Raw genomic sequence first — 25,996 nt, 5'->3', positions numbered from 1 at the left:
TCAAAGCGTCTCGATGGCGATGGCGTGAAGGCCCTGTGCGATGAAAACTTGCAGCGCATCATACACAAGCCGATGGCGCGCCACGCGGGCTTTTCCGGCGAAGAGGGGCGAGGCGATGCGCACGCGGAAATGGGTGCCGTAGCCTTCGGCGCCGGCACCCGCATGGCCGGCATGCGCGGCGCTTTCGTCGATCACCTCGAGCAGCGTGGGTTGCAAGGTGTTACGCAGGCGGGCCTCGAGGTCCGCAGAGGTCGGAAGGCTCATGCCGCAGGCTTGTCGGACTTGAGGTAGGGCGAGATGTAGAGCCCTTGCGCCACCAGGAAAACGATCGGGAAGGCATAGCCCCAGAGCTTGAAATTGACCCAGGCCTCGGTGCTGAAAGACGCGGCCACATAGCCGTTGATCGCGGCCATGAACACGCAGTAGGCGATCCATGCGATGTTGAGCCGGCCCCAGATCTGCGTCGGCAGTTCCAGCTGCGCGCCGAGCAGCATCTTGAGAAAGTTCTTCTTGAAGATCCAGAGCGCGACGGCCAGCGCCAGGGCCATCGCGCCGTAGAGCACCGTCGGCTTCCACTTGATGAAGCGATCGTCGTGCAGGAGCAGCGTGAGCGAGCCGAACAGCAGGATCAGCACCAGCGTGGCCTTCTGCATCGGCGCCAGGCGGCGCTCGTTGAACCAGACGATGCCCGTCTGCAGCACGGTGGCCGCCATCAGCACGCCGGTGGCGGTGTAGATGTCGTAGAGCTTGAACGCGCCGAAGAACAGCAGGATCGGGAAGAAATCGAGAAGCAGTTTCATGTTGTTTCGTCTGCGTCACGCGTCGCGCTTGTGGAAGTCCAGCGAGGCCGAGTTCATGCAGTAGCGCAGGCCGGTGTCGGTGGGGCCGTCGGGAAACACGTGGCCCAGGTGGGCGCCGCAATTGGCGCACACATTTTCGGTGCGAACCATGCCGTGCGAACGGTCGACGATGTTCTTGATGGCGCCCGGCACCGCTTCCTGAGAGAAGCTGGGCCAGCCGCAGCCGGCGTCGAACTTGGTGGCGGATTCGAACAGCTTGGCGCCGCAGCAGATGCAGTGGTAACTGCCGTCTTCCCAGTGCGCCTCGTACTTTCCGGTGAACGGGCGCTCGGTGGCGGCGTGGCGCGTCACCTCGAAGGCGCCGCGCTCGGCGCCTTTTTCGGCCAGGATGGCTTTCCATTCGGCTTCGGTTTTCTGAATGGGTGTGGTCATGATGAACAGCTGATTTCGATCGTGGAAGCCCAGTCGGGCGGGAAGCCGGCATAGGCCTCGTGGCCGGCATGGTCTTCAAATGGGGTTTCGAGCAGCTTCAGCAAGGTGGCGACGCCCGAGAAGTCTTTTTGCTGCGCCGATTCGATCGCCTGCTGGCCCAGGTGGTTCCGCAGCACGAACTTGGGATTGCTCTTGCGCATCAGGTCGGCGGCCTGCGCCGCCGGCGTCTGCACATGGCGCTCTGCAAAGGATAGCAGCCAGGTGTCGAAACCGGCGCGATCGAGGAACAAGTCGCGCACCGCCTCGGGGCTGCCGCCGGCCATGTGATCGGACAGGCGGCGCCAGAAGATGGTGTAGTCGACTTTCTCCTGCGCCAGCAGCTTGAGCACGCCTTCGATCAGCGCGCGGTCGGCCGGCGCGGCGTCCATCAGGCCGAGCTTGGCCCGCATGCGCGCCTCGAACGCGTCCGGGAACACCGTCTTGTACGACTCCAGCGCGGCGACCGCGATCTCCTGGTCGCCGATCAGCGGCAGCAGCGCCTGGGCGAGGCAGAACAGGTTCCAGTACGCGACATTGGGCTGCTGGTTGAAGGCATAGCGGCCGGCGGTGTCGCTGTGGTTGCAGATGTGGCGCGGATCGAAGCCGTCGAGGAACTGGAAAGGTCCGTAATCGATGGTGAGCCCGAGGATGCTCATGTTGTCGGTGTTCATCACGCCATGGCAGAAGCCGATCGCCTGCCACTGGGCCAGGAGCGCCGCCGTGCGCTCGCTCACCGCTTCGAGCAGGGCCGCATAGGCGTTGCCGTTGAAGCGATCGGTCGTGCGGCAGGCGGGGTAGTAGCGGTCGATGACGTAGTCGGCCAACGCGCGCAGTTCCTCGTCGCGCTGGTTGGCCGCGAAATGCTCGAAGTGGCCGAAGCGAATGAAGCTCGGCGACGCGCGCGTCACGACGGCGGCGGTTTCGAGCTCCTCGCGGCGCACGCGCGCATCCGAACCCGTCACGCCCAGCGCGCGCGTGCTCGGGATTCCTAGCGCATGCATCGCTTCGCTGCAAAGGAATTCGCGGATGCTCGAGCGCAGCACGGCGCGGCCGTCGCCCATGCGCGAGTAGGGCGTGCGCCCCGAACCCTTGAGCTGCAACTCGAAGCCGCGCTCGGTTTCACCCAGCATGATGGCGCGGCCGTCGCCCAGCTGGCCGGCCCAGACGCCGAACTGGTGGCCGCTGTAGACGCTGGCGTAGGGGCGCGTGCCGGCGACCGGCACATTGCCGGTGAAGGCGGCCAGGCCTTCGGCCGAATGCAGCCAGGCTTCGTCCAGTCCGAGTTCGCGCGCCAGCGCGGTGCTGCGGCCGACCCAATAGGGTTCGGGCAGCGGAGTGGGGCGGAGCTCGGTGAAGAAGGCAGGGCCCAGTGCGGAAAAGCCCGGGGTCCAGTCGAGGCCCAGGTCGACGATGTCCGCCTCGTCTGCAAGCATGCTCATGTGCGGATTGTCCCGTACCCGCCTAAACCCCTGGCTGCAGGGGCCATCGCGCGGGCGCCGGAAATTGCTGGACAAGTGTCCTGATTGAAACTAAAGTGCCGCCGTGTCCGGAAGCGGCCACCAGCGAAAAGCACCTATTGGAGACAAGACGATGATGACGCCTGGTCAAAGCAGGATGAAGGCCATCATCCGCGAGACTTCGGCATGAACGCGCTCGCGGTCGATCTCCTGGGGCGTGATCGTGGACTTGAAGAGCAGCTGGTGAATCATGCCGAGCATGAGCGAAGCATCGATCGCGGCGTTGCGGCCGGAGAAACGCCGGATCAGGTTGGCCAGCCGATTCAAGAGCATGCCCCGATAGGCTTCGATGTGCTGCCTGATCGGCTTGTCCGAACGATAGACGTAGAGGAAGTTCAGCTCGACCGCCACGCCCACCGGGTGCTCGGTCGCCTGACGAAGAATGAACTCGGCGAGCCGCTGCGACAGCAGCTTGTGCAGCGTGCGGCGCGCGCCCGGCGACAGGGGCCAGGTCGTCGTGCGGCTGGCCATCAGCGCGTCGAGCTCTTCCAGGTGCTTGACGTTGTCGTCGGCCGCCAGAACGGTGAAATGGATGAAAGCCTGCTCCAGCAGGTCCGGCAGGCTCGAGAAGAAGTAGGTGGTGAGCGACTTGGGGACGCCGGCTTCCGCGGCGATCGAGCGATGCGTGATCGAGTAGATGCCTTGCTTGGCGATCGACACCAGCGCCGCATCCAGCAGCAGCTTTTTCGACTGCTCTCCCTTGGTGCTTTTCACGCGCTTGGGTTCGGCAGCAGGCGCTTCGGTGTTCGGGCTCGGATGCCCGGCCTTGCCGGGTCTCGCACTGCGGGTTTCTGTCATTGTGTGATGGGCCGAAGATTGAATGAATCTCGAATCAGGCGGACACCAAAGCCCGCGAAATTTTCGAACTCTATTTGAATAGGAGCTTACAGATGCTGGGTTTGATGCAGGACCAACCGTTGCTGATCTCGTCGCTGATCGAGTTCGCCGAGCGCCACAACGGCGACGCCGAGATCGTCTCGCGGCGCGTCGAAGGCGACATCCACCGCAGCACCTGGCGCCAGATCGCTGCGCGCGCGCGCCGGGTCGCCAACGCGCTGGACCTCGAGCAACTGCTCTTTTCCGACCGCATCGCCACGCTGGCCTGGAACGGCTACCGCCACCTGGAGCTCTACTACGGCGTGAGCGGCAGCGGCCGCGTGCTGCACACCATCAATCCGCGCCTGCATCCCGACCAGATCGCCTGGATCGCGAACCATGCCGAAGACCAGGTCCTGTGCTTCGATCTCACTTTCCTGCCGCTGATCCAGGCCGTGCATGCCAAGTGCACCACCATCAGAAAGTGGATTGCGCTATGTGATGCCGACAAGCTTCCGGCCGACAGCGGCATCCCCAACCTGGTGAGTTACGAGGCCTGGATCGCGCCTCATTCCGACGCCTATGCCTGGCCCAGCTTCGACGAGAACTCGGCCTCGAGCATGTGCTACACGAGCGGCACCACCGGCAATCCGAAGGCCGCGCTCTACAGCCACCGCTCCACGATGCTGCATGCTTATGCGGCCGCCTTGCCGGACGTGATGGCGATCTCGGCGCGCGATTCGGTGCTGCCGGTGGTGCCGATGTTCCACGTCAACGCCTGGGGCATTCCGTACTCGGCCGCGCTGGTCGGCGCCAAGCTGGTGTTTCCCGGCCCCGCGCTCGACGGCAAGTCTGTGTTCGAGCTGATCGAATCCGAGAAGGTGAGTTTTGCCGGCGGTGTGCCGACCGTCTGGCAGATGATGCTGGGCCATATGCAGGCCAACGGCCTCAAGTTCTCGACGCTCAAGCGTACCGTGATCGGCGGCTCGGCCTGCCCGCCGGCCATGATCAACGCCTTCCAGCAGCAGTACGGCGTCGAGGTGCTGCATGCCTGGGGCATGACCGAGATGTCGCCGCTGGGCACCTTGTGCACGCTGAAGAACAAGCACCTCACGCAGTCGCCCGAGCAGCAGACGGCCATCCGCATGAAGCAGGGCCGCGCCATCTTCGGCGTCGACATGAAGATCGTCGACGGCGACGGCAAGGATCTGCCCTGGGACGGCAAGACCTCCGGCGATCTGCTGGTCAAGGGGCCGTGGGTGGTCAAGGAGTATTTCAAGGGCGAGGGCGGCGACCCGTTGGTGCCCGACCAGCAGGGGCGCGGCTGGTTCCCTACCGGCGACGTGGCGACCATCGATGCCGACGGCTTCCTTCAGATCACCGACCGCAGCAAGGACGTGATCAAGTCCGGCGGCGAGTGGATTAGTTCGATCGACATCGAGAACATCGCCGTGGCCCATCCGGCGGTCGCGATGGCGGCGTGCATCGGCGTGGCCCACCCGAAATGGGACGAGCGCCCGATCGTGATCGTGGTGAAGAAGCCGGGCGCCGAACTCACGCGCGACGAGCTCTTGGCCTTCTACGGCGGCAAGACGGCAAAGTGGCAGGTTCCCGACGACGTGGTTTTCGTCGACGCCATTCCGATCGGCGCGACCGGCAAGATCCTGAAGACGCGCCTGCGCGAGCAGCTGCGCGACTACAAGCTGCCCGGGTGCTGAAAAGGCGTCGATCCTACCGGCGGGTAGCACCAGCGCAGTGCGTCCTGTCGCATGAGTGATAGAAACCGCCCCCGCCGCGGAACGCTTACGGGCATTCCCTGACGGGCGGGGTCAGAAAGACTTGTAATCTCGTTGCGCAATGCAGCACAGAACAGGAGACATCGAATGAAATACGCTCTGAAGATCGCCAGCGCGGCCATCCTCGCCGCCACCGCCACCGGCGCCCTTGCCCAGAAGGGCGAGACCGTCCGCATCGCGATGATCGAAGGGCTCTCGGGCCCGTTCGCCAACGTCGGCCAGAACCAGCTCAAGAGCTGGCAGCTGGTCGCGGAGAAGCTCAGCGGCGCCAAGAACGCGGCGGGCGTCAAGTTCGAGGTCATCGGCATGGACAGCAAGAGTTCGCCGCAGGAAGCGCTGAACCTCCTGAAGGCAGCCAGCGACCAGGGCTTTCGCTACGTCACGCAGGGCAACGGCTCGAATGTCGCCGTGCCGCTCGCCGATGCCGTCGCCAAGCACAACGAGCGCAATCCCGGCAAGGAGATCATCTACCTGAACTATGCCGCGGTCGACCCGGTGCTCACGAACGAGAAGTGCAGCTTTGCGCATTTCCGGCTCGACGCCGACACGTCGATGAAGATGGCCGCGCTCACCTCCTTCATGAAGGATCAGCCCAAGATCTCGAAGGTCTACCTGATCAACCAGAACTACTCCCATGGCCAGCAGGTCTCGAAGTACTTCAAGGAAGGCATGGCGCGCAACCGGCCCGACGCCAAGATCGTGGGCGACGATCTGCACCCGCTGGGCCAGGTCAAGGACTTCGCACCCTACGTGGCCAAGATCAAGCAGTCGGGCGCCGACACGATCGTCACCGGCAACTGGGGGCAGGACATGACCCTGCTGATCAAGGCGCTGAACGATTCGGGCCTGAAGCTGCCGATCTACGCCTACTACGCCGGCGTGTCCGGCACGCCGACCGCACTGGCTTCGGGCGGCGAACTAGAGGTCTACCAGATCGCCTACAACCACTCGAACTACACCGGCGAGCTGGGCACCTTGATGAACGAGTTCAAGACCAAGTTCGGCGACGACTTCTACACCTTCTCGATCTACAACGCGATCCTGATGATGGGCGAGGGCATAGCCAAGGCCAAGTCCACCGACCCCATGAAGGTCGCCGGGGCGATGGAAGGATTGAAGTTCAAGGGCTTCAACGGCGAAACCGAGATGCGCAAGACCGACCACCAGCTGCAGCAGGGACTCTGGATCTCCAAGTGGCAGAAGGTCGATGCCAAGTACAAGTACAGCGTGGAGAACACCGGCTACACCTTCGCGCCGGTGAAATACCTCGAGCCCTACATCGCAAGCACGCCGACGTCTTGCGAGATGAAGCGGCCGGCACCGTAATACCGGCACACCAGCGAAACGCCGGTGGGTGATGGAAGTCGCTCACCGGCGCTTTTTTTGACTTCGCCCCTCGCGGCTGCAACGACGACGACGACACCGTGGAATTCTTCGCCATATCCTTGCTGAACGGCCTCAGCTACGGGCTGCTGCTGTTCATGCTGAGCTCGGGCCTGACGCTGATCTTCAGCATGATGGGCGTGCTCAACTTCGCGCACACCAGCTTCTACATGCTGGGTGCTTATTTCGCCTACACCATCTCGGGTGTGCTGGGCTTCTGGACCGCCCTGGTCGTCGCGCCCCTGCTGGTCGGCGTGCTGGGCGCGCTCTTCGAGCGCTACAGCCTGCGGCGCGTTCACAAGTTCGGCCACGTGCCCGAGTTGCTGGTGACTTTCGGTCTGTCCTACCTGATCCTCGAGCTGGTGCAGCTGGTCTGGGGTCGTGCGACGGTGCCGTACGGGCTGCCGGAGCAACTGCAGGGGCCGCTGTTCACCCTGTTCGGGACGCAGTTTCCCAAGTCGAGATCCTTCATCATGCTGCTCGCGCTGCTGATGCTGCTGTCGGTCTGGCTCTTGCTGACCCGCACCCGCATCGGCCTGGTGATCCAGGCTGCGCTCACGCATCCGGAGACGGTGGAAGCGCTGGGCCACAACGTGCCGCGGGTGTTCATGCTCGTGTTCGGCGGAGGCGCAGCGCTGGCTGCGCTGGCCGGCGTGATCGGCGGGAACACCTACGTCACCGAGCCTGCCATGGCCGGGGCGGTCGGGTCGATCGTGTTCGTGGTGGTGGTGGTCGGCGGGATGGGCTCATTGGCTGGGGCCTTCCTCGCATCGCTCCTGATCGGCGTATTGCAGACCTTCGCCGTGGCCATCGACGAGTCCTTGGCGTCCGGGCTGCAGGCTGTGGGCGTCACCGTGACCCCCAGCACCTTCGGGTACGAACTGCTTCAGCTCAGCGTCGCGCAAATCGCTCCGATCCTGCCGTACCTGTTCCTGGTGCTGATCCTGATCTTCCGGCCCAAGGGGCTGCTCGGCAAGCGGGAGGGCTGAAAACATGACGACCCATGCAAGCACTTCCGCGGCGCGTGCCGACGACACGCCGGTGTCCGGCGCCGGTACGCGGAAGACCGCCTACTACCGCTTCAAGCCCTGGAACATCGGGCGCGTGCTGATCTGGACGCTCTTCGCCCTGAGCCTGATCATCGCGCCGCTGGTGTTTCGCAGCAGCCTGGCGCTCACCATGCTGTCGCAGATCGGCTATCTCATCATCATCTGCCTGAGCTACAACATCCTGCTCGGGCAGGGCGGCATGCTGAGCTTCGGCCACGCCGTCTACACGGGGCTGGGCGCCTTCGTCGCGGTGCACGCGATGAATCTCGCCACCAAGGGGGCCATGCCGCTGCCGCTGGTGACGATTCCGCTGGTCGGCGGCGTGGCGGGCGTGCTGTTCGCGATCCTGCTGGGCTATGTGACCACCAAGAAGTCCGGCACCACTTTCGCGATGATCACGCTGGGCATCGGCGAGTTGGTCGCAGCCATGTCGCTGATGTTTCCGGGCTTCTTCGGCGGCGAGGGTGGCGTCACGACCAACCGGGTCTACGGCTCGCCTTTCCTCGGCTTGAGCTTCGGTCCGCAGATCCAGGTGTACTACCTGATCGCGGCGTACTGCTTCGTCTCGACGGCGCTCATGTTCGCGTTCACCGGCACGCCGCTGGGCCGCATGCTCAACGCGGTGCGCGACAACCCCGAGCGCGTCGAGTTCATCGGCTACGACACCCAATGGGTGCGCTACCTCGCCTTCATCATTGCTGGTTTCTTCGCCGGCATTGGCGGCGCGCTGGCGGCCATCAATTTCGAGATCGTCAACGCATCCGACAGCCTGAGCACGATTCGCTCGGGCGGCTACCTCCTGTTTACCTTCCTGGGCGGAGCCACCTTCTTCTTCGGCCCGATCATAGGCGCCGTGTTGCTGGTACTGGCGTCGGTGCTGCTGTCGGAGCTCACCAAGGCCTGGCTGCTGTACCTGGGGCTGGTGTTCCTGTTCATGGTGATGTTCGCGCCGGGCGGCATCGCCAGCCTGATCATGATGAACCTGCGCGTTGCCAAGTTCGGCAAGTTCAAGCGCCTGTGGGGTCTCTACGGCGGCCTGATCCTGACCGGGGCCGTGATGGTGGTCGGCGCGGCGGCGCTGGTCGAGATGATCTATCACGTGCAGCTCAACATGGCGCTGGGCCCGAAGCTCAACTTCATGGGCGTGGAGCTCGACGTCTCCAGCGCGGCCAGCTGGATCGGGGCCGGCGTCGTGCTTGCCGTGGGCGTGTTGCTGGTGGAATGGGTGCGACGCCGCTTCGTGAAGGTCTGGGGCCATATCCAGGAAGAGATCGAGGCCGAGATCAAGCGGAGGGAGCTCGCATGACCCACGCACTCGAATTGAAGGCCTTGCGCAAGAACTTCGGCAAGACCGAGATCATCCGTGGCGTCGACCTGGCGGTAGAAGCCGGCGAGCGCATCGCGATCATCGGGCCCAACGGCGCCGGCAAGTCCACGCTCTTCAACCTCATCAGCGGCCGGCTCGAGCCGACCAGCGGCGAGGTGCTGCTGCATGGCCAGCGCATCGACGGCCACAGGCCCTACGAGATCAACCGCCGCGGCCTTTCGCGCAGCTTCCAGATCACCAACATCTTCCCCAAGCTCAGCGTGTTCGAGAACCTGCGCTGCGGCGTGCTGTGGAGCCTGGGCTACCGCTACACCTTCCTGCGCTTCCTCTCGAAGCTCGACGATGCGAACGAGCGCACCGAGGAGTTGCTGCGCCAGGTGGGACTCGAAAGAAAGCGCGACGTGCATGCGGTGAACCTCACCTATGCCGAACAGCGCGCGCTGGAGATCGGCGTCACCATCGCCGGCGGCGCCAGCGTGATCCTGCTCGACGAGCCCACGGCCGGCATGAGCAAGACCGAGACCGCGCACTTCATCGCGCTGATCAAGCAGGTGACGATCGGCAAGACCCTGCTCACCGTGGAGCACGACATGGGCGTGGTGTTCGGCCTGGCCGACAAGATCGCGGTGGTCGTCTACGGCGAGGTGATCGCCTTCGACACGCCCGCGGCGGTGCGCGCCAATGCGCGCGTGCAGGAGGCGTACCTGGGCTCTTCGGTCGCGGACGCGCAGAGCGGAGGACACTGAAGAAATGCTCAAGCTCCAGGACATCCACGCCTACTACGGCAAGAGCCATGTGTTGCATGGCGTTTCATTTGCGGTCGGTCCCGGCGAGATCGTGGCCTTGCTGGGCCGCAACGGCTCGGGCCGCTCGACCACGGCCAAGGCCATCATGGGCCTGGTGCATGCCGAAGGCGGCCTGCACTGGAAGGAAGAGGACATCCTGCGCCGCAAGGCCTACGAGATCGCGCACATGGGCATCGGCTACGTGCCCGAGAACCGCGACATCTTCCCCAAGCTCACGGTACACCAGAACCTGCTGCTCGGGCAGAAGGGCAAGGGGAAGGGCAGCCGCTGGCAGTTCGACGACATGTACGGCATGTTCCCGCGCCTCAAGGAGCGCCAGCACACCGAGGCCGGCGTGCTCTCGGGCGGCGAGCAGCAGATGCTGACGCTGTGCCGCACGCTGATGGGCGACCCCGACCTGATCATCATCGACGAGCCGACCGAGGGCCTCGCGCCCAAGATCGTCGAGCTGGTGGGCCAGTACCTGCGCACGCTCAAGGACAAGGGCATCTCGGTGCTGCTGATCGAGCAGAAGCTGACGATTGCGATGCAGATCTCCGATCGCGCGCTGGTCATGGGCCATGGCAGCATCGTGTTCGACGGCACGCCGGACAGCCTGCGTGCCGATGCCGCGACCCGCAAGGAGTGGCTGGAGGTCTGACCGCCAGCCAACTTGTCTCGGCAGCGACTGATACCCGGTTGCGGGGTCACGCGAAACGCCTAGAATTTCAAACAAAAAAGAACACTCGTGCTTTTTAACGCGAGGCCCCTTTTTTCGATCCTCCCCCATCCCAAAGGAACGCAGCATGACGGCTGAATACAAAGTGCTCGGCGACGTCGCCGTGATCACCCTGACCAACCCTCCGGTCAATGGCCTCGGTTTCTCGACGCGCATCGGCATCACCGACGGCCTCTCGAAAGCGCTCGACGACGCGGCCGTCAAGGCGATCGTGATCACCGGCGCGGGCAAGGCCTTCTCGGGCGGCGCCGACATCAAGGAGTTCGGCACGCCCAAGGCGCTGCAGGAGCCCAATCTGCTGAGCGTGATCCTCGCGCTCGAGGCATCGACCAAGCCGATCGTCGCGGCCATCCATTCGGTCTGCATGGGCGGCGGCCTCGAGCTGGCCCTGGGCTGCCACTACCGCGTGGCCGCACCCGGCACCAGCGTCGCGCTGCCCGAGGTCAAGCTGGGCCTGCTGCCCGGCGCCGGCGGCACGCAGCGCCTGCCGCGCGTGCTGGGCGTGGAGACCGCGCTCAACATGATCGTGAGCGGCGAGGCCGTCAAGAGCGAGCTGCTCGCCTCGCTGCCCGGCCAGAAGCTGTTCGACAAGCTGGCCGCTTCGCCGGAATCGCTGTTCGAGGAAGCGGTCGAGTTCGCCAAGTCGGTGGCCGGCAAGAGCGGCGAGCTGCCGCTGGTGCGCAAGCTGCCGTGCAAGCATCCGCAGGGCGACGCCTACTTCCAGTTCGCGCGCAACATGGTCGGCGGCATGTCGAAGAACTACCCGGCGCCGCTCAAGTGCGTGGATGCGGTGCAGGCCGCCACGCAGATGAAGTTCGACGACGGCATGGCCGAAGAGCGTCGCCTCTTCACCGCGCTGATGTTCACGCCCGAATCGTTGGCGCTGCGCCACCTGTTCATGGCCGAGCGCGCGGCTTCGCGCATTCCCGACGTATCGGAAGACACGCCGCAGCGCACCGTCAAGTCGGTCGGCGTGATCGGCGCCGGCACCATGGGCGGCGGCATCTCGATGAACTTCCTGAACGCGGGCATCCCGGTCAAGATCCTCGAGATGAAGCAGGAGGCGCTCGACCGCGGCATCGCCACCATTCGCAAGAACTACGAAGCGCAGGTCAAGAAGGGCAAGCTCAAGGCCGAGAAGTACGAGGAGCGGATGGCGCTGCTGTCCACCACGCTCGACTACAACGACCTGAAGGACGCCGACCTGATCATCGAGGCCGTGTTCGAGGAGCTCGGCGTCAAGGAGAAGGTGTTCAAGGAACTGGACCGCGTCGCCAAGGCCGGTGCCATCCTGGCTTCCAACACCTCCACGCTCGACGTCGACAAGATCGCCGCCTTCACCAAGCGCCCGCAGGACGTGGTCGGCATGCACTTCTTCAGCCCGGCCAACGTGATGAAGCTGCTCGAAGTGGTGCGCGGCAAGGAGACGGCCAAGGACGTACTGGCCACCGTGATGGCGATCGCCAAGAAGATCAAGAAGACGGCGGTGGTCTCCGGCGTGTGCGACGGCTTCATCGGCAACCGCATGATCGAGCAGTACTCGCGCCAGGCCGGCTTCCTGCTGGACGAGGGCGCGACGCCGCAGCAGGTCGACCGCGCCATCGAGAAGTTCGGCTTCGCCATGGGCCCGTTCCGCATGGGCGACCTGGCGGGCAACGACATCGGCTGGGCGATCCGCAAGCGCCGCGCCACCGAGCAAGCCGACATGAAGTACAGCAAGACGGCCGACAAGCTCTGCGAGCTGGGCCGCTTCGGCCAGAAGACCGGGGCAGGGTGGTACGACTACCAGGCCGGCAAGCGCGATGCGATCCCGAGCCAGGTCGTGCTCGACCTGATCGAGAAGCACCGCAAGGACGAAGGCATCACGCCGCGCAAGATCTCCGACGAAGAGATCGTGCAGCGCCTGGTCTATGCGCTCGTGAACGAAGGCGCGCACATTCTCGAGGACGGCATCGCCTCCAAGTCGGGCGACATCGACATGGTCTACCTCACCGGCTACGGCTTCCCGGTGTGGCGCGGCGGCCCGATGCACTATGCCAACCAGGTCGGTCTCTACAACGTGGCCGAGGCGATGAAGCGCTTTGCGAAGAACCCGCGCGATGACGCGGGCTTCTGGCAGCCCGCGCCGCTGATCCAGAAGCTGGTGGCCGAAGGCAAGCAGTTCAGCTGAAGCGACGGCGAGGACGGGCTGTGATCAAGAGGACGTTGCTCGTGCTGCTGCTGGCGCTGCTTGTGCTGGCGGTGGTCATCGCGGGCAACACCTGGCGCACGCCCTCGCGACAGTTGCAGGTGCCGGCGGTACAGAAGGTCGCGGTCGACGCCAAGGCGGCGGCCGAGCGGCTCTCGGGCGCGATCCCGATCCGCACCGTATCGAGCTTCGAAGGTGGGCAGCAGAACGGCGACGAGTTCAAGAAGCTCCATGCCTACCTGGCGCAGCAGTTTCCCAAGCTGCATGCGACGCTGAAGAAGGAAGTCGTCGGCGACAACGCGCTGCTCTACACCTGGACCGGCAGCGACCCCGCTGCCCGGCCGGTTGCGCTGATGGCGCACCAGGACGTGGTGCCGATCGCGCCGGGCACCGAGAAGGCCTGGGAGGTCGAGCCCTTCAGCGGCCAGATCAAGGACGGCTTCGTCTGGGGTCGCGGCACCTGGGACAACAAGGGCAACCTGCTGGCGCAGATGGAAGCCATCGAGATGCTGGTGGCCAGCGGCTTCCAGCCGCGGCAGACGGTGTATCTGGTCGCGGGCGATGACGAGGAGGTCAGCGGCCTGCGTGGCGCGAAGCCGATTGCGGAACTGCTGAAGTCGCGCGGCGTCCGGCTCGAATGGGTGCTCGACGAGGGCCTGCTGGTCACCGAAGGCGTGCTCGCGGGCCTCGACAAGCCGGCCGCCCTGATCGGCCTGGCCGAGAAGGGCTACGGCACCTTCTTCCTCTCGCTCGATACGCCGCCGGGCCACTCGTCGATGCCGCCATCCAGCACGGCCATCGGCAGCATGAGCGCGGCGCTCGCAAAGCTCGAAGCGAACCCGATGCCGGCCGCGATCGGCGGCGTGGCGGGCGAGATGTTTGCGACGCTCGCGCCCGAGATGAAGGGCTTCGGCCGCGTGGCGCTCTCCAACCTCTGGCTCTTCGGCCCGGTGGTGCAGGGCCAGCTCGAGAAAGGCGTGAGCAGCAATGCGATGCTGCGCACCACCACCGCGCTGACCATCGTGCGCGCCGGCAACAAGGACAACGTGCTGCCGGGCCGTGCCGAGGCGGCCGTCAACTTCCGCGTGCTGCCGGGCGACACGCTGGCTTCGGTGGAGGCGCACATCCGCAAGACCGTCGCGAACGATGCGATCACGATCAAGCAGTATCCGGGCAACTCGGAGCCCTCGCCGGTGTCGCCCACCGACAGCGCGGGCTATCGGACCATCGCGCAATCGGTGCGCCAGACCTTTCCCGATGCCATCGTCGCGCCGGGCCTCATGATCGCCGCCACCGATTCGCGCCACTTCGCGATCGTGAGCGACGCGGTCTACCGCTTCTCGCCGGTACGCGCGCGGGGCGAAGATCTGTCGCGCTTCCACGGCACCAACGAGCGCATCTCGATCGCCAACTACGTCGAGATGATCCAGTTCTATCACCAGCTGTTGCGCAACACCGTGCAGCAGCCCCAGTAAGCATCACCCCTCTTTTTCAAAGGACCACACCATGACCAGCGCCGTCATCGTCTCCACCGCCCGCACGCCGCTCGCCAAGAGCTGGAAGGGCGCCTTCAACATGACGCACGGCGCCACGCTCGGCGGCCATGCGGTGCAGCACGCGGTGGCGCGCGCCGGCATCGAGCCTGCCGAAGTCGACGACGTGATCATGGGCTGCGCCAATCCCGAAGGCGCGACCGGCGCCAACATCGCACGCCAGATCGCGCTGCGCGCCGGATTGCCGATCACCACCGCGGGCATGACCATCAACCGCTTCTGCTCCTCGGGCCTGCAGACCATCGCGACCGCGGCGCAGCGCATCATCGCGGGCGAGGGCGAGGTCTACGTGGCCGGCGGCGTCGAGAGCATTTCGTGCGTGCAGAACGAGATGAACAAGCACATGCTGGCCGACCCCTGGCTGGTGAAGCACAAGCCCGAGATCTACTGGAACATGCTGCAGACCGCCGAGCAGGTCGCCAAGCGCTACGACATCGGCCGCGACGCCATGGACGAGTACGGCGCCGCGAGCCAGCAGAAGGCCACCGCCGCGCTCGAGGCCGGCCTCTTCAAGGCCGAGATCGCGCCGATCACCGTCCTGGCCGGTGTGGCCGACCCGGTGCTGGGCCTGCGTACCAAGGAGGTCACGGTCGAGAACGACGAAGGCATCCGCCCCGGCACCACCAAGGAAGGCATCAGCGGCATCCGTCCGGCGATTCCGGGCGGCGTGATCTCGGCCGGCAACGCCAGCCAGTTCTCCGACGGCGGCGGCGCCTGCGTGGTGGTCGACGAGAAGTACGCCGAGAAGAAGGGCCTGAAGCCGCTCGGCCGCTTCCTCGGCTTCGCGGTCGCGGGCTGCGAGCCCGACGAGATGGGCATCGGCCCGGTGTTCGCGATCCCGAAGGTGCTGAAGCGCCTGGGCCTCAAGGTCGGCGACATCGACCTCTGGGAGCTCAACGAGGCCTTCGCGGTGCAGGTGATCTACTGCCGCGACAAGCTCGGCATCCCGGGCGACCGCCTGAACGTGAACGGGGGCGCCATCGCCGTCGGCCACCCGTATGGCGTGAGCGGCCAGCGCCTGACCGGCCATGCGCTGATCGAAGGCAAGCGCCGCGGCGCCAAGAAGGTGGTCGTCACGATGTGCATCGGCGGCGGCATGGGCGCAGCCGGCGTATTCGAGGTACTCTGAGCCTGCTGCGAGGGCCGAACTGAAGACCGGAGGTGAAGGGCGCAGAGCGTCCTTCGCGCCCGGTTTCCGAATTGAAAGTCACGAAATGAGCCTTCGTCCCACCCTCGACTTCCTGCTCTACGACTGGCTCCACGCCGAGTCGCTCAACGAGCGCGCGCGCTTTGCCGATCACTCGCGCGAAACCTTCGATGCCGTGCTCGACACCTGCGAGCGCATCGCGCGCGAGAAGTACGCGCCGAACAACCGCATCGTCGACACCCAGGAGCCGCACTTCGACGGCGACAAGGTGATCCTGCCGCAGGCCACGCACGATGCGCACAAGGCCTTTGCCGAATCCGGCATGCTGAGCGCCGCACAGGACTACGAGATCGGCGGCATGCAACTGCCCTACACCGTGCAGGCGGCGGCCAACAGCTTCTTCGCGATGGCCTCGGTCAGCATCGGCTCCGGCATGCTGACCAGCGGCAATGCCAACCTGCTGATGGTTCACGGCACGCCCATGCAGCAATCGGTGTTCGCGAAGAACGAGTTCGCAGGCCGCTGGTCGGGCACCATGTGCCTGTCGGAGCCGCAGGCCGGCTCCAGCCTCAGCGACGTGGCGACGCGTGCCGTGCCCGACGGCGCCGATTTCCGGGACGATCCGCTCGGGCCCCGCTATCGGCTCTTCGGCAACAAGATGTGGATCTCGGCCGGCGACCATGAGCTGACCGAGAACATCGTGCACATCGTGCTGGCCAAGATCCCCGACGAGAAGGGCAAGCTCATCCCGGGCACGCGTGGCATTTCGCTCTTCATCGTGCCGAAGAAGATGGTCGATGCCGAAGGGCAACTCACCGGCGAACGCAACGATGTCGCGCTCGCGGGCCTCAACCACAAGCTGGGCTGGCGCGGCACCACCAACACGCTCCTGAACTTCGGCGAGGGCAAGTTCCCCGTTGGTGGCAAGGCCGGTGCGGTGGGTTACCTCGTCGGCGAGCCCGGCAAAGGCTTGCACTGCATGTTCCACATGATGAACGAGGCGCGCATCGGTGTCGGCACCGCGGCGACCATGCTGGGCATGGCCGGCTACCACGCATCGCTCGACTATGCACGGAACCGGCCGCAAGGGCGCCCGCCAGGCCCGGCCGGCAAGGACGCGGCCAAGCCGCAGGTGCGCATCATCGAGCATGCCGACGTGCGCCGCATGCTGCTCGCACAGAAGGCGTATTGCGAAGGCGCGCTGGCGCTCGAGCTCTATTGCGCGCGCCTGGTCGACGAGCAGAAGACCGGTGACGCGCAGGCCGCCGACGACGCGCGCCTGCTGCTGGAGGTGCTCACGCCGATCGCCAAGAGCTGGCCCAGCGAATGGTGCCTGGAGGCCAACTCGCTCGCGATCCAGGTGCACGGCGGCTACGGCTATACGCGCGACTTTCCGGTGGAGCAGTACTGGCGCGACAACCGCCTGAACATGATCCACGAAGGCACGCACGGCATCCAGGCGGCCGACCTGCTGGGCCGCAAGGTGCTGATGGAAGACGGCCGCGGCCTGCAGCTCTTGGCCGCGCGCATCACCGACACCATCGCGCGCGCGGCCCGCGTGCCCTCGCTGGCTGCGCATGCCAAGGCGCTGGCCGAAGCGCTGCAGCGCATCGGCAACGCGACCAAGGCAGCCTGGGCCACCGGCAATCCGCAGGAGGCGCTGGCCAATGCCGTGCCCTACATGCAAGCCTTCGGCCATACGGTGCTGGCCTGGATCTGGCTCGACGTGGCGCAGCACGCGCTCGAACGCGACGCGTCGAGGGCGCTGCCGGCCACGGCCGGGCGTATCGGCGCGACCGACTATTTCTTCAACTACGAACTGCCGAAGATCGGTGCCTGGCTCAATGTGGTCGAACGGCGCGACCCGACCTGCGCAGCCCTGCCCGAGGAGGCTTTCTGATGGCCGTCAAACCCCACGCCACGCTCGAGAAATGGATCTGGATCCTGATCTACGGTGGCCTCTTCATGCTGATCCTCGGCATCGCGACCGGCCGATCGGACGAGACCCTCGGCTGGGTCATGGCCGTCCCAGGCGTGGCCGTGGCCATTGTCGGCGTGGTCCTCATCTACGTTCGCTCCCGCCTGAAGGACTGACATGCCCCCAAGCTCACTTCGTTCGCTGCCCCCCGAGGGGGCGCTCATTGCCCTTCGGGCGGCCGGGCGGGCAACGCCATGATCAAGCACATCGTGATGTGGAAGCTCAAGGACCCGGCCAAGGCCGCGCTGTTCAAGGAGAAGCTTGACAGTTGCCGCGGCCTGGTGCCGGGCATGCGCCAGTTCGAGGTCGCGGTGCGTGCGCCGGGACTCGAAGCCAACTGCGACGTTGTGCTGTGCTCGGCCTTCGACGACAAGGCCGCGCTGCAGGCCTACCTGGAGCATCCGCAGCACGTCGAAGTGTCCGCGGTGCTCGGCACACTGCGCGAAGCCCGCAGCGTCCTCGACTACGAAACCCCCTGAACCCTCGGAGACACCCATGACCGCACGCAGCATCCAGAAACTGTTCGACCTCAGCGGCAAGACCGCGCTCGTCACCGGCGGCTCGCGCGGCCTCGGCCTGCAGATGGCCCATGCGCTCGGCGAAGCCGGCGCCAAGATCATGCTGAGTTCGCGCAAGGCCGACGACCTGGAGCAGGCCGCGGCCGAGTTGCAGGCGGCCGGCATCGACGCCCGCTGGATCGTGGCCGATTGCTCGAAGGAAGAGGACACGCGCCGCCTGGCCGACGAGACGCTGGAGCGCCTGGGCGCGGTCGACATCCTGGTCAACAACGCGGGCGCGAGTTGGGGCGCGCCGGCCGAAGACCATCCGGTCGAGGCTTGGGACAAGGTCATGAACCTCAACGTGCGCGGCTACTTCATCCTCGCGCAGCAGATCGCGCGCGGCTACATGATCCCGAAGAAGACTGGCCGCATCATCAACATCGCCTCCATCGCAGGCCTGAACGGCAACCCGCCCGAGATGCAGACCCTGGCCTACAACACCTCGAAGAGCGCCGTGATCGGCTTCACCCACACGCTGGCGGCCGAATGGGGCAAGTACAACATCAACGTCAACGCCATCTGCCCCGGCTTCTTCATGACCAAGATGGCCGCGGGCCTGATCAAGTCGATCGGCGAGGAGAAGATGGCCTCGCATGCGCCGCTGGGCCGCCTCGGCGACGACGAAGACCTTAAGGGCATCACGCTGCTGTACGCGAGCGATGCCGGCAAGCACATCACCGGCCAGTGGCTGGCGATCGACGGCGGCGTGAGCGTGGTGCTCGGAGCTTGAGGTGGACGACATCAACGTCCGCTCCTACACGAGCCAGATCCCGTTTGCGCGGCATCTGGGCTTCGAGCTCACGAAGTTCGAGGGCGGCGAGTCCGAGATCCGCTACACGGCGAAGCCCGAGCATCTCAACACCTTCGACGTGACCCACGGCGGCGCCTGCATGACGCTGCTCGACATCACCATGGCCGCGGCCGCGCGCAGCCAGACGCCGGAGATGGGCGTGGTCACGATCGAGATGAAAACCAGCTTCATGCAACCCTCGGTCGGCCCGCTGCATGCGCGCGGCAAGCTGATCCACCGCACCGCGACGCTGGCCTTCACCGAAGCGAAGATCTACGACGAGCAGGAGCGCGTCTGTGCCCATGCCACCGGCACCTTCAAGTACGTGAAGCGGCGCCTTCCCACCGGCCCCGGCAGCGCCAACGCGATGCGTCCGCCGTCCACAGATTAGGAGACTTTCATGCCCATCAACAGACAACAACTGCTCGACAACCGCCCCGATGGCGAAGCCGTCGCTTCCAATTTCAAGCTCGTGAGCACCGAGACGCCGCCGTTGAAAGACAACGAGGTGCTGGTGCGCCACCACTACATGAGCCTCGACCCCTACATGCGCGGCCGCATGAACGACGCCAAGAGCTACGCGCAGCCGCAGCCGCTGGGCCAGGTGATGCAGGGCGGCACGGCGGGCGAGGTGGTCGAGAGCAAGCACCCCAAGTACGCCGTCGGCGACAAGGTGGTCGGCTTCGGCGGCTGGCAGGAATACAGCGTGGTCGATGCCTCGCAGCCCGGCGCCTTGAGGAAGGTCGACACCGCGTACGTACCGCTCTCGTACTACCTCGGCGCGGTCGGCATGCCCGGCGTCACGGCCTGGTACGGCCTGGTGAAGATCATCAACCCGAAGGCCGGCGAGACGATGGTCGTCACGGCCGCCAGCGGCGCGGTCGGAAGTGCCTTCGGCGCGCTGGCCAAGGCGCGCGGCTGTCGCGTGGTCGGCATCGCGGGCGGTGCGGACAAGTGCAAGTACGTGACCGACGAACTGGGCTTCGACGCCTGCATCGACTACCGGCAGCATCCCGACGTCAAGAGCATGAGCACAGCGCTGAAGGAGGCCTGCCCGAAGGGCATCGATGGCTACTTCGAGAACGTCGGCGGCTACATCTTCGACGCGGTGCTGCTGCGCGCCAATGCCTTCGCGCGCGTCGCGCTGTGCGGCATGATCGCCGGCTACGACGGGCAGCCGCTGCCGCTGGCCAATCCGGCGCTGTTCCTCATCAACCGGGTGAAGCTCGAAGGCTTCATCGTCAGCGAGCACATGGAAGTCTGGCCCGAGGCGCTGGCCGAACTGGGCCAGCTGGTCGCCACCGGAAAGCTCAGGCCGCGCGAGTCGATCGCGCAGGGCATCGAGTCGGCGCCCGAGGCCTTCCTCGGTTTGCTCAAGGGCAAGAACTTCGGCAAGCAACTGGTGAAACTGATCTAGGCAAAGTGCAAGGAGGCCGGCGATGAACACGACGCACGAGGTCTTCAACCAGCCGGCCCCGCTGGCCGGCTACAACCTGTTCGAATCCAACCGGCCGCTGCGCGATGCGCTGAAGTTCAACGCATCGCAGCTGCAGCTCGCGCCGCTCGCGCATCTGGGCGGCGTGATCGGCTCGGTCGAGATGCAGACCCATGCGCGGCTCGCGAACACGAACCCGCCGGTGCTGCACACGCACGACCGCTTCGGCCGGCGCATCGACGAGGTGGAGTTTCATCCGAGCTATCACGCGTTGATGAAGGCGGCGGTGGGTGCCGGCCTGCACGGCACACCGTGGACAGGGGAATCCGCATCCCCGCACGTCCAGCGCGCCGCCGGCTTCATGCTCTTCACCGAGCTCGAGCCCTCGGTGCTGTGCCCGATCTCGATGAGCTACGCCGTGACGCCCGCGCTGCGCGGCAACGCGGCCATCTATGCCGACTGGGGGCCGAAGCTCGCGAGCCTCTGGTACGACCCGGTGCTCAGGTCCGCGCTCGACAAGCCCGGCGTGACCATGGGCATGGGCATGACCGAGAAGCAGGGCGGCTCGGACGTGCGCGCCAACACCACGCGGGCGGTTCGCGTCGCCGGTGATGATTGGGGCGAGCGCTACGAGATCACGGGCCACAAGTGGTTCTTCTCGGCACCGATGTGCGATGCCTTCCTGGTGCTTGCACAGGCGCCGGCCGGTCTGTCGTGCTTCTTCATGCCGCGCGTGCTGCCCGACTGGATGGGCGATGACGTGCGCAACGGCATCCGCATCCAGCGTCTGAAGGACAAGCTCGGCAACAAGGCCAACGCGAGTTCCGAGGTCGAGTTCCATGGCGCGAGCGCCTGGCTGGTCGGCGAAGAAGGCCGCGGCATTCCGCAGATCCTCGAGATGGGCACGATGACGCGGCTCGACTGCGCACTCGGCACCAGCGGCCTGATGCGCCAGGCCTTGAGCCTGGCCCTGCATCACACAGCGCAGCGCCAGGCCTTCGGCAAGCCGCTCATCGAACAGCCGCTGATGAAGAACGTGCTGGCCGACCTCGCGCTCGAAAGCGAAGCAGCGACCGCACTGGCCATCCGCCTCGCGCGCGCCTTCGATCGCCAGCAGGACGAGCACGAGCGCCTGATGGCGCGCCTGCTGACACCGGTGGCCAAGTTCTGGATCTGCAAGCGCGGCAGTCACTTCGCGCAGGAGGCGATGGAATGCCTCGGCGGCAACGGCTACGTGGAGGAGGGCGGCGAAGGCGTGATGGCGCGCGTCTACCGCGAGATGCCGCTCAACTCGATCTGGGAAGGCGCCGGCAACATCATGGCGCTCGACCTGCTGCGCGGGCTTCGCAAGGGCGATGCGGTCGCGGCATTGGCGCACGAACTGGCGCCGGCGCGCGGTGTCGATGCGGCGCTCGACAGCCTGGCCGATGCGCTGCCGGCGCGCATCGAGGCCATGGCCACCGAAGCCGAGGCGCGCCGGCTCGCGCAGGACGTGGCGCTCGCGGTGCAGGGCGCGCTGCTCGTGCAGACCGCGCCGCAGGCCGTGGTCGGCGCCTTCTGCGCATCGCGCCTGGGCGGCGACTGGGGCCATGCCTTCGGCACGCTCCGCGCCAGCACCGATTTCGATTCCATCATCGCGCGTGCACGGCCCCAATGACGCGGACATCCAAAGGACCCTCATGGCAGACCTGATCCTCCACCACTACGCGACCTCGCCCTTTTCCGAAAAGCTGCGCCTGATCCTCGGCTACAAGAAGCTGGCCTGGAAGTCGGTGATCATTCCGCAGATCCTGCCCAAGCCGGACCTGATCGCACTCACGGGCGGCTACCGCAAGACGCCGGTGCTGCAGATCGGCGCCGACATCTACTGCGACACCGCGCTGATCTGCGACGTGCTCGAGCACATCTCGCCGCTGCCGTCGATCTATCCCGAGCCGGGCAAGGGCCTGGAGCGCGTCGTTGCCCAATGGGGCGAGACCTCGCTCTTCTGGGCCTCGATGGCCTACAGCTTCAGCGGCAAGGGCGCGGCCGACCTGTTCGGCAAGGCGCCGCCCGAACTGGCCAAGGCCTTCGGCGAGGACCGCAAGGCCATGAGCGTGAACATGGTGCGGCACCGCCCGGGCGATGCCGCGGCGGCCTACAAGTCCTACCTGCGGCGCATGTCCGACATGCTGGACGACACCGACTACCTGCTCGGCGCCTATCCGACGGTCGCCGATTTCGCCTGCTACCACCCGCTGTGGTTCACGCGCAAGCGCACGCCCTCGATGGCCGGCATCCTGCAGTTCACGCCGGCCGTGGGCGACTGGATGGACCGCATGGCCGCGATCGGCCACGGCACGATGGAGACCTTCGATGCCGCGCAGGCCATTGCCGTCGCGGCCGCTTCGACGCCGCACACCCTCTTGTCCGACAGCACCTTCCAGGACGAGCACGGCATTCCGCTCGGGACCCGCGTCACGGTCGCGGGCGAGAGCTTCGGGCCCGAGCCCACCGAAGGCGAACTCATCGCCGCCACCCGCACCCACTACACGCTGCGCCGCACCGACGCGCGTGCCGGGACCGTGCACGTGCACTTCCCGCGCGTCGGTTATGCGTTGAGAAAAGTCGAAGGCTGACGCTCGCAACGGGCACCTTCGCGACTGCATCGTGCAGGTTTCCGTATTTCAATAGCGTCTCCCTCAAGAGACGAAAAGGACACGGGCAATGATTCAGGATTTCAAGGGCACCACCGCAGTTCTCACCGGCGCCGGTTCCGGCTTCGGCCTCGAGTGCGCGCGCATCGGCGCGGCGCGCGGCATGAGTCTCGTGCTGGTCGACGTGCAGCAGGACGCACTCGACCGCGTGCAGGCCGAGATGGAAGCCGCCGGTGCGCAGGTGCTGGCGCGCAAGGTCGACGTCGCCGATGCGCAGCAGATGGAGCAGCTCGCCAAGGATGTGCAGCAGCGCTTCGGTGCGCCGCACTTCGTCTTCAACAACGCGGGCGTGGGCGCCGGCGGCCTGGTGTGGGAGAACACGGTGGCCGACTGGGAATGGGTGCTCGGCGTCGACCTCTGGGGCGTGATCCACGGCGTGCGCCTGTTCACGCCGATGATGCTGCAAGCCGCCGCCAGGGACCCTTCGTACCGCGGCCACATCGTCAACACTGCCAGCATGGCCGGCCTGCTGGCGCCGCCCAACATGGGTGTCTACAACGCGGCCAAGGCGGCCGTGGTGAGCCTCACCGAAACGCTCTACCAAGACCTGAAGCTCATCACCGACCAGATCGGCGCCAGCCTCCTGTGCCCTTACTTCGTGCCGACCGGCATCACCAGCAGCGAGCGCAACCGGCCCGATGCACTCGCTGCCGGCGAACTCACCAAGAGCCAGCTGATCGGCCAGGCGATGAGCAACAAGGCCGTCAGCAGCGGCAAGGTGACGGCGGCCGAAGTGGCGCAGATGGTGTTCGATGCCATCAGCGCCAACCAGTTCTACGTGTTCAGCCACCCGAAGGCGCTGGGCAACGTGAAGAGCCGCATGGAGAGCATCGTGTCGATCTCGAATCCGGCCGATCCCTTCCTGGAGCGGCCGGAGATCGGCGCCAAGCTGCGCGAACAGCTGCGCGCGGGCTGAGACTCCCCCTTCAACCCTGCGGCGTTTCCTCGATCGCTTCGACGCGGTCGGGATAGAAGGCGAGGTGGTCCTTGATCTGCTCGACGGACGCGTAGGGCTGCTCGTAGGTCCACACGGCGTTCGCCCCTTTCTCACCGGCCGAGGGAATGCTGTAGTAGGAGCAGTCGCCCTTGAAGGGGCAGTAGGTGGCGTGCTCGGTGCGCTCGAGCAGCGACATGTCCACGTCCTTGCGTGGGATGTACTGCACGGCGGGGTAGCTCGCTTCGCGCAGCGTCAAGGCTTCGCGCGTGTCGGCGATCACGCGGGCGGCGGCCTTCACGACCACGCGCGCGGGGTTCGCGGCAATGGTGATCGGATGGTCCGGGCCGGGAATCTTCACGGGTTTTTCCTGCATGTGTCTGTCCTTGGTTGAACGGCGGCGGCCAGGGTATGAGCGATCGGATGACACTTCCGGCCTGTCAAGTGTTCCACTGCTGCTTCTGGAGGCAATCCGGGCGCAGGCCCCGTGGGACAACGATCTAAAAAGTTCCCAGTGCAGTTTTCCACAAGCTTGTCCACGGGCGCGGGGGACATGTCGGGATGCCGAGGAGACCGCGGGATGTTTTCCTACACCTTCTTCCAGGGCATCGGCACAAAGTTGCTGGGACTTGAAACTGGCGTCGAGGCCGGCTTATACTGAACCAACAGGTTCTGTGTTTCATCCCAACCCCAAGGAGATTTCGAATGTCCTATGTCGATGGATACGTCGTTCCCGTTCCCAAAGCAAATATCGAGGCCTATCGCGCGATGGCCACCAAGGCGGGAAAGATCTGGCGCGAGCATGGCGCGCTCGAATACCGCGAATGCGTGGCCGACGATGTGAAGTCCGGTGAAGTCACCTCCTTTCCGCAGGCCGTGAAACTGAAGGACGACGAGACCGTGATCTTTTCGTACATCGTGTTCGAGTCGCGCCAGCACCGCGACGAAGTCAACGCCAAGGTGATGAGCGATCCGCGCCTGGCCGACATGATGGATCCCAAGACCATGCCCTTCGACGGCAAGCGCATGTTCTGGGGCGGCTTCAGCCCGCTGGTCGAACTCTGAGTCCGGCCTGGCCGGCGATCCACTGCCACACCGCGCGGACCGCCGGTTCACGCTCGCGCCCTTCGGCGGCTGTCAGGAAATAGCTGCCGGTAGCGAGTGCGGGCCCGAAGGGCTGCAGCAACGCGCCGCTTCGCAACTCCTCGGCGCAGAGCGTGAGGCTCAGCAAGGCCACGCCATGCCCCGCCAGCGTGGCGAGCAGGGCGTGCGTTTCGTCCGAGAACGAGAGGCCTGAGGCAGCGCGTGTCGTGCGCGATTTGCTCGCAGCGATACCGGCCTCCTCGAACCAGCGCGACCACACGGCCGGTGCGCGCGCCTGCGGCTGCCAGTCGCTGTGGATCAACCGGTGCTTCGGCAGATCCTGCACGCGCTTCAAACCCAGGAGCGGACTGCATACCGGCGCATAGCGCTCGGCCATCAGCTCGGCCGTCACCAGGCCCGGCCAGCCGCCGCTGCCGGAGCGGATCGCGAGGTCGGCATCGCCGCGCGTGAGATCGACCAGCAGATCGCTCGCATGCAAGCGCAGCTCGATGCCGGGGCAGGCGGCGCGAAAGGCCGCCATGCGCGGCAGCACCCACTTGGCCGCGAAAGCGGTGTTGGTCGTGAGCGTGACCGTGTCGCTCGCCGAGCGCTCGCGCAGCGCATGCACGCCGGCTTCCAGCATGTCGAAGCCTTCGCGCAGCCCATGGAACAGGCGCAGTCCGGCCGGCGTGAGCGCCAGTTGGCGCGTCAGCCTGCGAAACAGCGGCTGGCCCAGCGTGCTCTCGAGTCCGCGCACCTGGTGGCTGATGGCCGTGGGCGTAACCGAGAGCTCGGCCGCCGCGCGCTGAAAGCTCAGGTGCGCTGCAGCCGCCTCGAAGGCGCGCAGCGAGGACAGCGGCGGCAGCCGGCGGGGTCGCCTCACAGGTGAATTCAGCTCATCCATGCAGGAAGAAATCCTCGTTTGTGCAAAGGGTGGCGCAACCCTAAA

General features: G+C 65.8%; 26 protein-coding genes. 19 read left to right on the top strand and 7 right to left on the bottom strand.

Annotation, left to right across the window (positions count from 1 at the left end; translation table 11 throughout):
- The 5 genes from BLS74_RS19205 to BLS74_RS19185 all read right to left on the bottom strand — a co-directional run bounded on the left by BLS74_RS19205 (position 1) and on the right by BLS74_RS19185 (position 3,586).
- On the bottom strand, positions 1 to 264 hold the full coding sequence (locus BLS74_RS19205) for a BolA family protein (RefSeq protein WP_093108748.1): 264 nt from the start codon (positions 262 to 264) through the stop codon (positions 1 to 3).
- The gene (locus BLS74_RS19200; RefSeq protein WP_093108747.1) at positions 261 to 800 is read right to left on the bottom strand and encodes a septation protein A; all 540 of its coding nucleotides are present in this window, start codon (positions 798 to 800) and stop codon (positions 261 to 263) included. The genes BLS74_RS19205 and BLS74_RS19200 overlap by 4 nt, the downstream gene beginning before the upstream one ends.
- Positions 801 to 815: 15 nt before the next feature.
- Positions 816 to 1,232 (bottom strand): peptide-methionine (R)-S-oxide reductase MsrB, encoded by a 417-nt coding sequence (msrB, locus tag BLS74_RS19195; protein ID WP_093108746.1) that lies wholly within the window; start codon positions 1,230 to 1,232, stop codon positions 816 to 818.
- Positions 1,229 to 2,710: a protein adenylyltransferase SelO gene (locus BLS74_RS19190; protein WP_093108745.1), complete on the bottom strand. Its 1,482-nt coding sequence runs from the start codon at positions 2,708 to 2,710 to the stop codon at positions 1,229 to 1,231. Before BLS74_RS19190 ends, msrB begins: the two co-directional genes overlap by 4 nt.
- Positions 2,711 to 2,875: 165 nt before the next feature.
- The gene (locus tag BLS74_RS19185; RefSeq protein ID WP_093108744.1) at positions 2,876 to 3,586 is read right to left on the bottom strand and encodes a TetR/AcrR family transcriptional regulator; all 711 of its coding nucleotides are present in this window, start codon (positions 3,584 to 3,586) and stop codon (positions 2,876 to 2,878) included.
- A 92-nt stretch (positions 3,587 to 3,678) separates the two neighbouring features.
- On the opposite strand from BLS74_RS19185, the gene BLS74_RS19180 reads away from it, so the two are divergent.
- The 18 genes from BLS74_RS19180 (at position 3,679) to BLS74_RS19095 (ending at position 23,946) form a co-directional block, all read left to right on the top strand.
- The gene (locus BLS74_RS19180) at positions 3,679 to 5,322 is read left to right on the top strand and encodes a 3-(methylthio)propionyl-CoA ligase (RefSeq protein ID WP_093108743.1); all 1,644 of its coding nucleotides are present in this window, start codon (positions 3,679 to 3,681) and stop codon (positions 5,320 to 5,322) included.
- A 165-nt stretch (positions 5,323 to 5,487) separates the two neighbouring features.
- Positions 5,488 to 6,726, top strand: a complete 1,239-nt coding sequence (locus BLS74_RS19175; protein ID WP_093108742.1) for a branched-chain amino acid ABC transporter substrate-binding protein — start codon at positions 5,488 to 5,490, stop codon at positions 6,724 to 6,726.
- Positions 6,727 to 6,824: 98 nt separating this feature from the next.
- Positions 6,825 to 7,772, top strand: coding sequence for a branched-chain amino acid ABC transporter permease (locus BLS74_RS19170; protein ID WP_093108741.1), 948 nt, complete (start codon positions 6,825 to 6,827; stop codon positions 7,770 to 7,772).
- Between the two features lie 4 nt (positions 7,773 to 7,776).
- A complete protein-coding gene (locus BLS74_RS19165) occupies positions 7,777 to 9,138 on the top strand; it encodes a branched-chain amino acid ABC transporter permease (RefSeq protein WP_093108740.1) in 1,362 nt (453 codons plus the stop codon).
- Positions 9,135 to 9,905 (top strand): ABC transporter ATP-binding protein, encoded by a 771-nt coding sequence (locus BLS74_RS19160; RefSeq protein ID WP_093108739.1) that lies wholly within the window; start codon positions 9,135 to 9,137, stop codon positions 9,903 to 9,905. Before BLS74_RS19165 ends, BLS74_RS19160 begins: the two co-directional genes overlap by 4 nt.
- Before the next feature lie 4 nt (positions 9,906 to 9,909).
- Positions 9,910 to 10,605 (top strand): ABC transporter ATP-binding protein, encoded by a 696-nt coding sequence (locus BLS74_RS19155; RefSeq protein WP_093108738.1) that lies wholly within the window; start codon positions 9,910 to 9,912, stop codon positions 10,603 to 10,605.
- 145 nt (positions 10,606 to 10,750) lie between these two features.
- The gene (locus BLS74_RS19150; RefSeq protein ID WP_093108737.1) at positions 10,751 to 12,853 is read left to right on the top strand and encodes a 3-hydroxyacyl-CoA dehydrogenase NAD-binding domain-containing protein; all 2,103 of its coding nucleotides are present in this window, start codon (positions 10,751 to 10,753) and stop codon (positions 12,851 to 12,853) included.
- A gap of 20 nt (positions 12,854 to 12,873) precedes the next feature.
- Positions 12,874 to 14,346, top strand: coding sequence for a M20 family peptidase (locus BLS74_RS19145; protein WP_093108736.1), 1,473 nt, complete (start codon positions 12,874 to 12,876; stop codon positions 14,344 to 14,346).
- A 31-nt stretch (positions 14,347 to 14,377) separates the two neighbouring features.
- A complete protein-coding gene (locus BLS74_RS19140; RefSeq protein ID WP_093108735.1) occupies positions 14,378 to 15,553 on the top strand; it encodes an acetyl-CoA C-acyltransferase in 1,176 nt (391 codons plus the stop codon).
- 85 nt (positions 15,554 to 15,638) lie between these two features.
- A complete protein-coding gene (locus BLS74_RS19135; protein WP_093108734.1) occupies positions 15,639 to 17,471 on the top strand; it encodes an acyl-CoA dehydrogenase in 1,833 nt (610 codons plus the stop codon).
- Complete coding sequence (locus tag BLS74_RS19130; RefSeq protein WP_093108733.1) at positions 17,471 to 17,665, top strand: hypothetical protein; 195 nt, start codon at positions 17,471 to 17,473, stop codon at positions 17,663 to 17,665. The genes BLS74_RS19135 and BLS74_RS19130 overlap by 1 nt, the downstream gene beginning before the upstream one ends.
- 78 nt (positions 17,666 to 17,743) lie before the next feature.
- Positions 17,744 to 18,028, top strand: coding sequence for a Dabb family protein (locus BLS74_RS19125; protein ID WP_093108732.1), 285 nt, complete (start codon positions 17,744 to 17,746; stop codon positions 18,026 to 18,028).
- A gap of 16 nt (positions 18,029 to 18,044) precedes the next feature.
- Positions 18,045 to 18,839, top strand: a complete 795-nt coding sequence (locus BLS74_RS19120; RefSeq protein ID WP_093108731.1) for an SDR family oxidoreductase — start codon at positions 18,045 to 18,047, stop codon at positions 18,837 to 18,839.
- A 1-nt stretch (position 18,840) separates the two neighbouring features.
- Positions 18,841 to 19,290, top strand: a complete 450-nt coding sequence (locus BLS74_RS19115; RefSeq protein WP_093108730.1) for a PaaI family thioesterase — start codon at positions 18,841 to 18,843, stop codon at positions 19,288 to 19,290.
- Between the two features lie 9 nt (positions 19,291 to 19,299).
- Complete coding sequence (locus BLS74_RS19110; protein ID WP_093108729.1) at positions 19,300 to 20,316, top strand: NADP-dependent oxidoreductase; 1,017 nt, start codon at positions 19,300 to 19,302, stop codon at positions 20,314 to 20,316.
- Positions 20,317 to 20,338: 22 nt separating this feature from the next.
- A complete protein-coding gene (locus BLS74_RS19105; protein WP_093108728.1) occupies positions 20,339 to 21,991 on the top strand; it encodes an isovaleryl-CoA dehydrogenase in 1,653 nt (550 codons plus the stop codon).
- A gap of 22 nt (positions 21,992 to 22,013) precedes the next feature.
- A complete protein-coding gene (locus BLS74_RS19100; RefSeq protein WP_093108727.1) occupies positions 22,014 to 22,952 on the top strand; it encodes a glutathione S-transferase family protein in 939 nt (312 codons plus the stop codon).
- Between the two features lie 88 nt (positions 22,953 to 23,040).
- A complete protein-coding gene (locus tag BLS74_RS19095; RefSeq protein ID WP_093108726.1) occupies positions 23,041 to 23,946 on the top strand; it encodes an SDR family oxidoreductase in 906 nt (301 codons plus the stop codon).
- Positions 23,947 to 23,956: 10 nt separating this feature from the next.
- Here the strand turns inward: BLS74_RS19095 and BLS74_RS19090 are convergent, their stop codons facing one another.
- Positions 23,957 to 24,340, bottom strand: coding sequence for a DUF427 domain-containing protein (locus tag BLS74_RS19090; RefSeq protein WP_093108725.1), 384 nt, complete (start codon positions 24,338 to 24,340; stop codon positions 23,957 to 23,959).
- A gap of 329 nt (positions 24,341 to 24,669) precedes the next feature.
- Here BLS74_RS19090 and BLS74_RS19085 point away from each other — a divergent pair, with 329 nt between their 5' ends.
- On the top strand, positions 24,670 to 25,029 hold the full coding sequence (locus BLS74_RS19085; RefSeq protein WP_093108724.1) for a DUF1428 domain-containing protein: 360 nt from the start codon (positions 24,670 to 24,672) through the stop codon (positions 25,027 to 25,029).
- On the opposite strand, the gene BLS74_RS19080 is transcribed toward BLS74_RS19085, so the two are convergent.
- The gene (locus BLS74_RS19080; RefSeq protein ID WP_093108723.1) at positions 25,007 to 25,951 is read right to left on the bottom strand and encodes a LysR substrate-binding domain-containing protein; all 945 of its coding nucleotides are present in this window, start codon (positions 25,949 to 25,951) and stop codon (positions 25,007 to 25,009) included. The two genes, BLS74_RS19085 and BLS74_RS19080, sit on opposite strands and share 23 nt — an antisense overlap.
- Between the last annotated feature and the right edge of the window lie 45 nt (positions 25,952 to 25,996).

Origin of the sequence: Variovorax sp. CF079 (assembly GCF_900101545.1) — a bacterium.
Taxonomy (GTDB): Bacteria; Pseudomonadota; Gammaproteobacteria; order Burkholderiales; family Burkholderiaceae_C; genus Variovorax.
This window is presented reverse-complemented; position numbering and strand designations above follow the sequence as displayed.

What these genes read in the sequence shown, in the direction of transcription:
- BLS74_RS19085 (WP_093108724.1), top strand. Translation starts at nt 24,670, where the DNA reads ATGTCCTATGTCGATGGATACGTCGTTCCCGTTCCCAAAGCAAATATC.
- BLS74_RS19100 (WP_093108727.1), top strand. Translation starts at nt 22,014, where the DNA reads ATGGCAGACCTGATCCTCCACCACTACGCGACCTCGCCCTTTTCCGAA.
- BLS74_RS19150 (WP_093108737.1), top strand. Translation starts at nt 10,751, where the DNA reads ATGACGGCTGAATACAAAGTGCTCGGCGACGTCGCCGTGATCACCCTG.
- BLS74_RS19200 (WP_093108747.1), bottom strand. Translation starts at nt 800, where the DNA reads ATGAAACTGCTTCTCGATTTCTTCCCGATCCTGCTGTTCTTCGGCGCG.
- BLS74_RS19155 (WP_093108738.1), top strand. Translation starts at nt 9,910, where the DNA reads ATGCTCAAGCTCCAGGACATCCACGCCTACTACGGCAAGAGCCATGTG.
- BLS74_RS19135 (WP_093108734.1), top strand. Translation starts at nt 15,639, where the DNA reads ATGAGCCTTCGTCCCACCCTCGACTTCCTGCTCTACGACTGGCTCCAC.
- BLS74_RS19080 (WP_093108723.1), bottom strand. Translation starts at nt 25,951, where the DNA reads ATGGATGAGCTGAATTCACCTGTGAGGCGACCCCGCCGGCTGCCGCCG.
- BLS74_RS19095 (WP_093108726.1), top strand. Translation starts at nt 23,041, where the DNA reads ATGATTCAGGATTTCAAGGGCACCACCGCAGTTCTCACCGGCGCCGGT.
- BLS74_RS19130 (WP_093108733.1), top strand. Translation starts at nt 17,471, where the DNA reads ATGGCCGTCAAACCCCACGCCACGCTCGAGAAATGGATCTGGATCCTG.
- BLS74_RS19180 (WP_093108743.1), top strand. Translation starts at nt 3,679, where the DNA reads ATGCTGGGTTTGATGCAGGACCAACCGTTGCTGATCTCGTCGCTGATC.
- BLS74_RS19090 (WP_093108725.1), bottom strand. Translation starts at nt 24,340, where the DNA reads ATGCAGGAAAAACCCGTGAAGATTCCCGGCCCGGACCATCCGATCACC.
- BLS74_RS19120 (WP_093108731.1), top strand. Translation starts at nt 18,045, where the DNA reads ATGACCGCACGCAGCATCCAGAAACTGTTCGACCTCAGCGGCAAGACC.
- BLS74_RS19140 (WP_093108735.1), top strand. Translation starts at nt 14,378, where the DNA reads ATGACCAGCGCCGTCATCGTCTCCACCGCCCGCACGCCGCTCGCCAAG.
- BLS74_RS19190 (WP_093108745.1), bottom strand. Translation starts at nt 2,710, where the DNA reads ATGAGCATGCTTGCAGACGAGGCGGACATCGTCGACCTGGGCCTCGAC.
- BLS74_RS19205 (WP_093108748.1), bottom strand. Translation starts at nt 264, where the DNA reads ATGAGCCTTCCGACCTCTGCGGACCTCGAGGCCCGCCTGCGTAACACC.
- BLS74_RS19125 (WP_093108732.1), top strand. Translation starts at nt 17,744, where the DNA reads ATGATCAAGCACATCGTGATGTGGAAGCTCAAGGACCCGGCCAAGGCC.
- BLS74_RS19185 (WP_093108744.1), bottom strand. Translation starts at nt 3,586, where the DNA reads ATGACAGAAACCCGCAGTGCGAGACCCGGCAAGGCCGGGCATCCGAGC.
- BLS74_RS19110 (WP_093108729.1), top strand. Translation starts at nt 19,300, where the DNA reads ATGCCCATCAACAGACAACAACTGCTCGACAACCGCCCCGATGGCGAA.
- BLS74_RS19175 (WP_093108742.1), top strand. Translation starts at nt 5,488, where the DNA reads ATGAAATACGCTCTGAAGATCGCCAGCGCGGCCATCCTCGCCGCCACC.
- BLS74_RS19105 (WP_093108728.1), top strand. Translation starts at nt 20,339, where the DNA reads ATGAACACGACGCACGAGGTCTTCAACCAGCCGGCCCCGCTGGCCGGC.
- BLS74_RS19165 (WP_093108740.1), top strand. Translation starts at nt 7,777, where the DNA reads ATGACGACCCATGCAAGCACTTCCGCGGCGCGTGCCGACGACACGCCG.
- BLS74_RS19160 (WP_093108739.1), top strand. Translation starts at nt 9,135, where the DNA reads ATGACCCACGCACTCGAATTGAAGGCCTTGCGCAAGAACTTCGGCAAG.
- msrB (WP_093108746.1), bottom strand. Translation starts at nt 1,232, where the DNA reads ATGACCACACCCATTCAGAAAACCGAAGCCGAATGGAAAGCCATCCTG.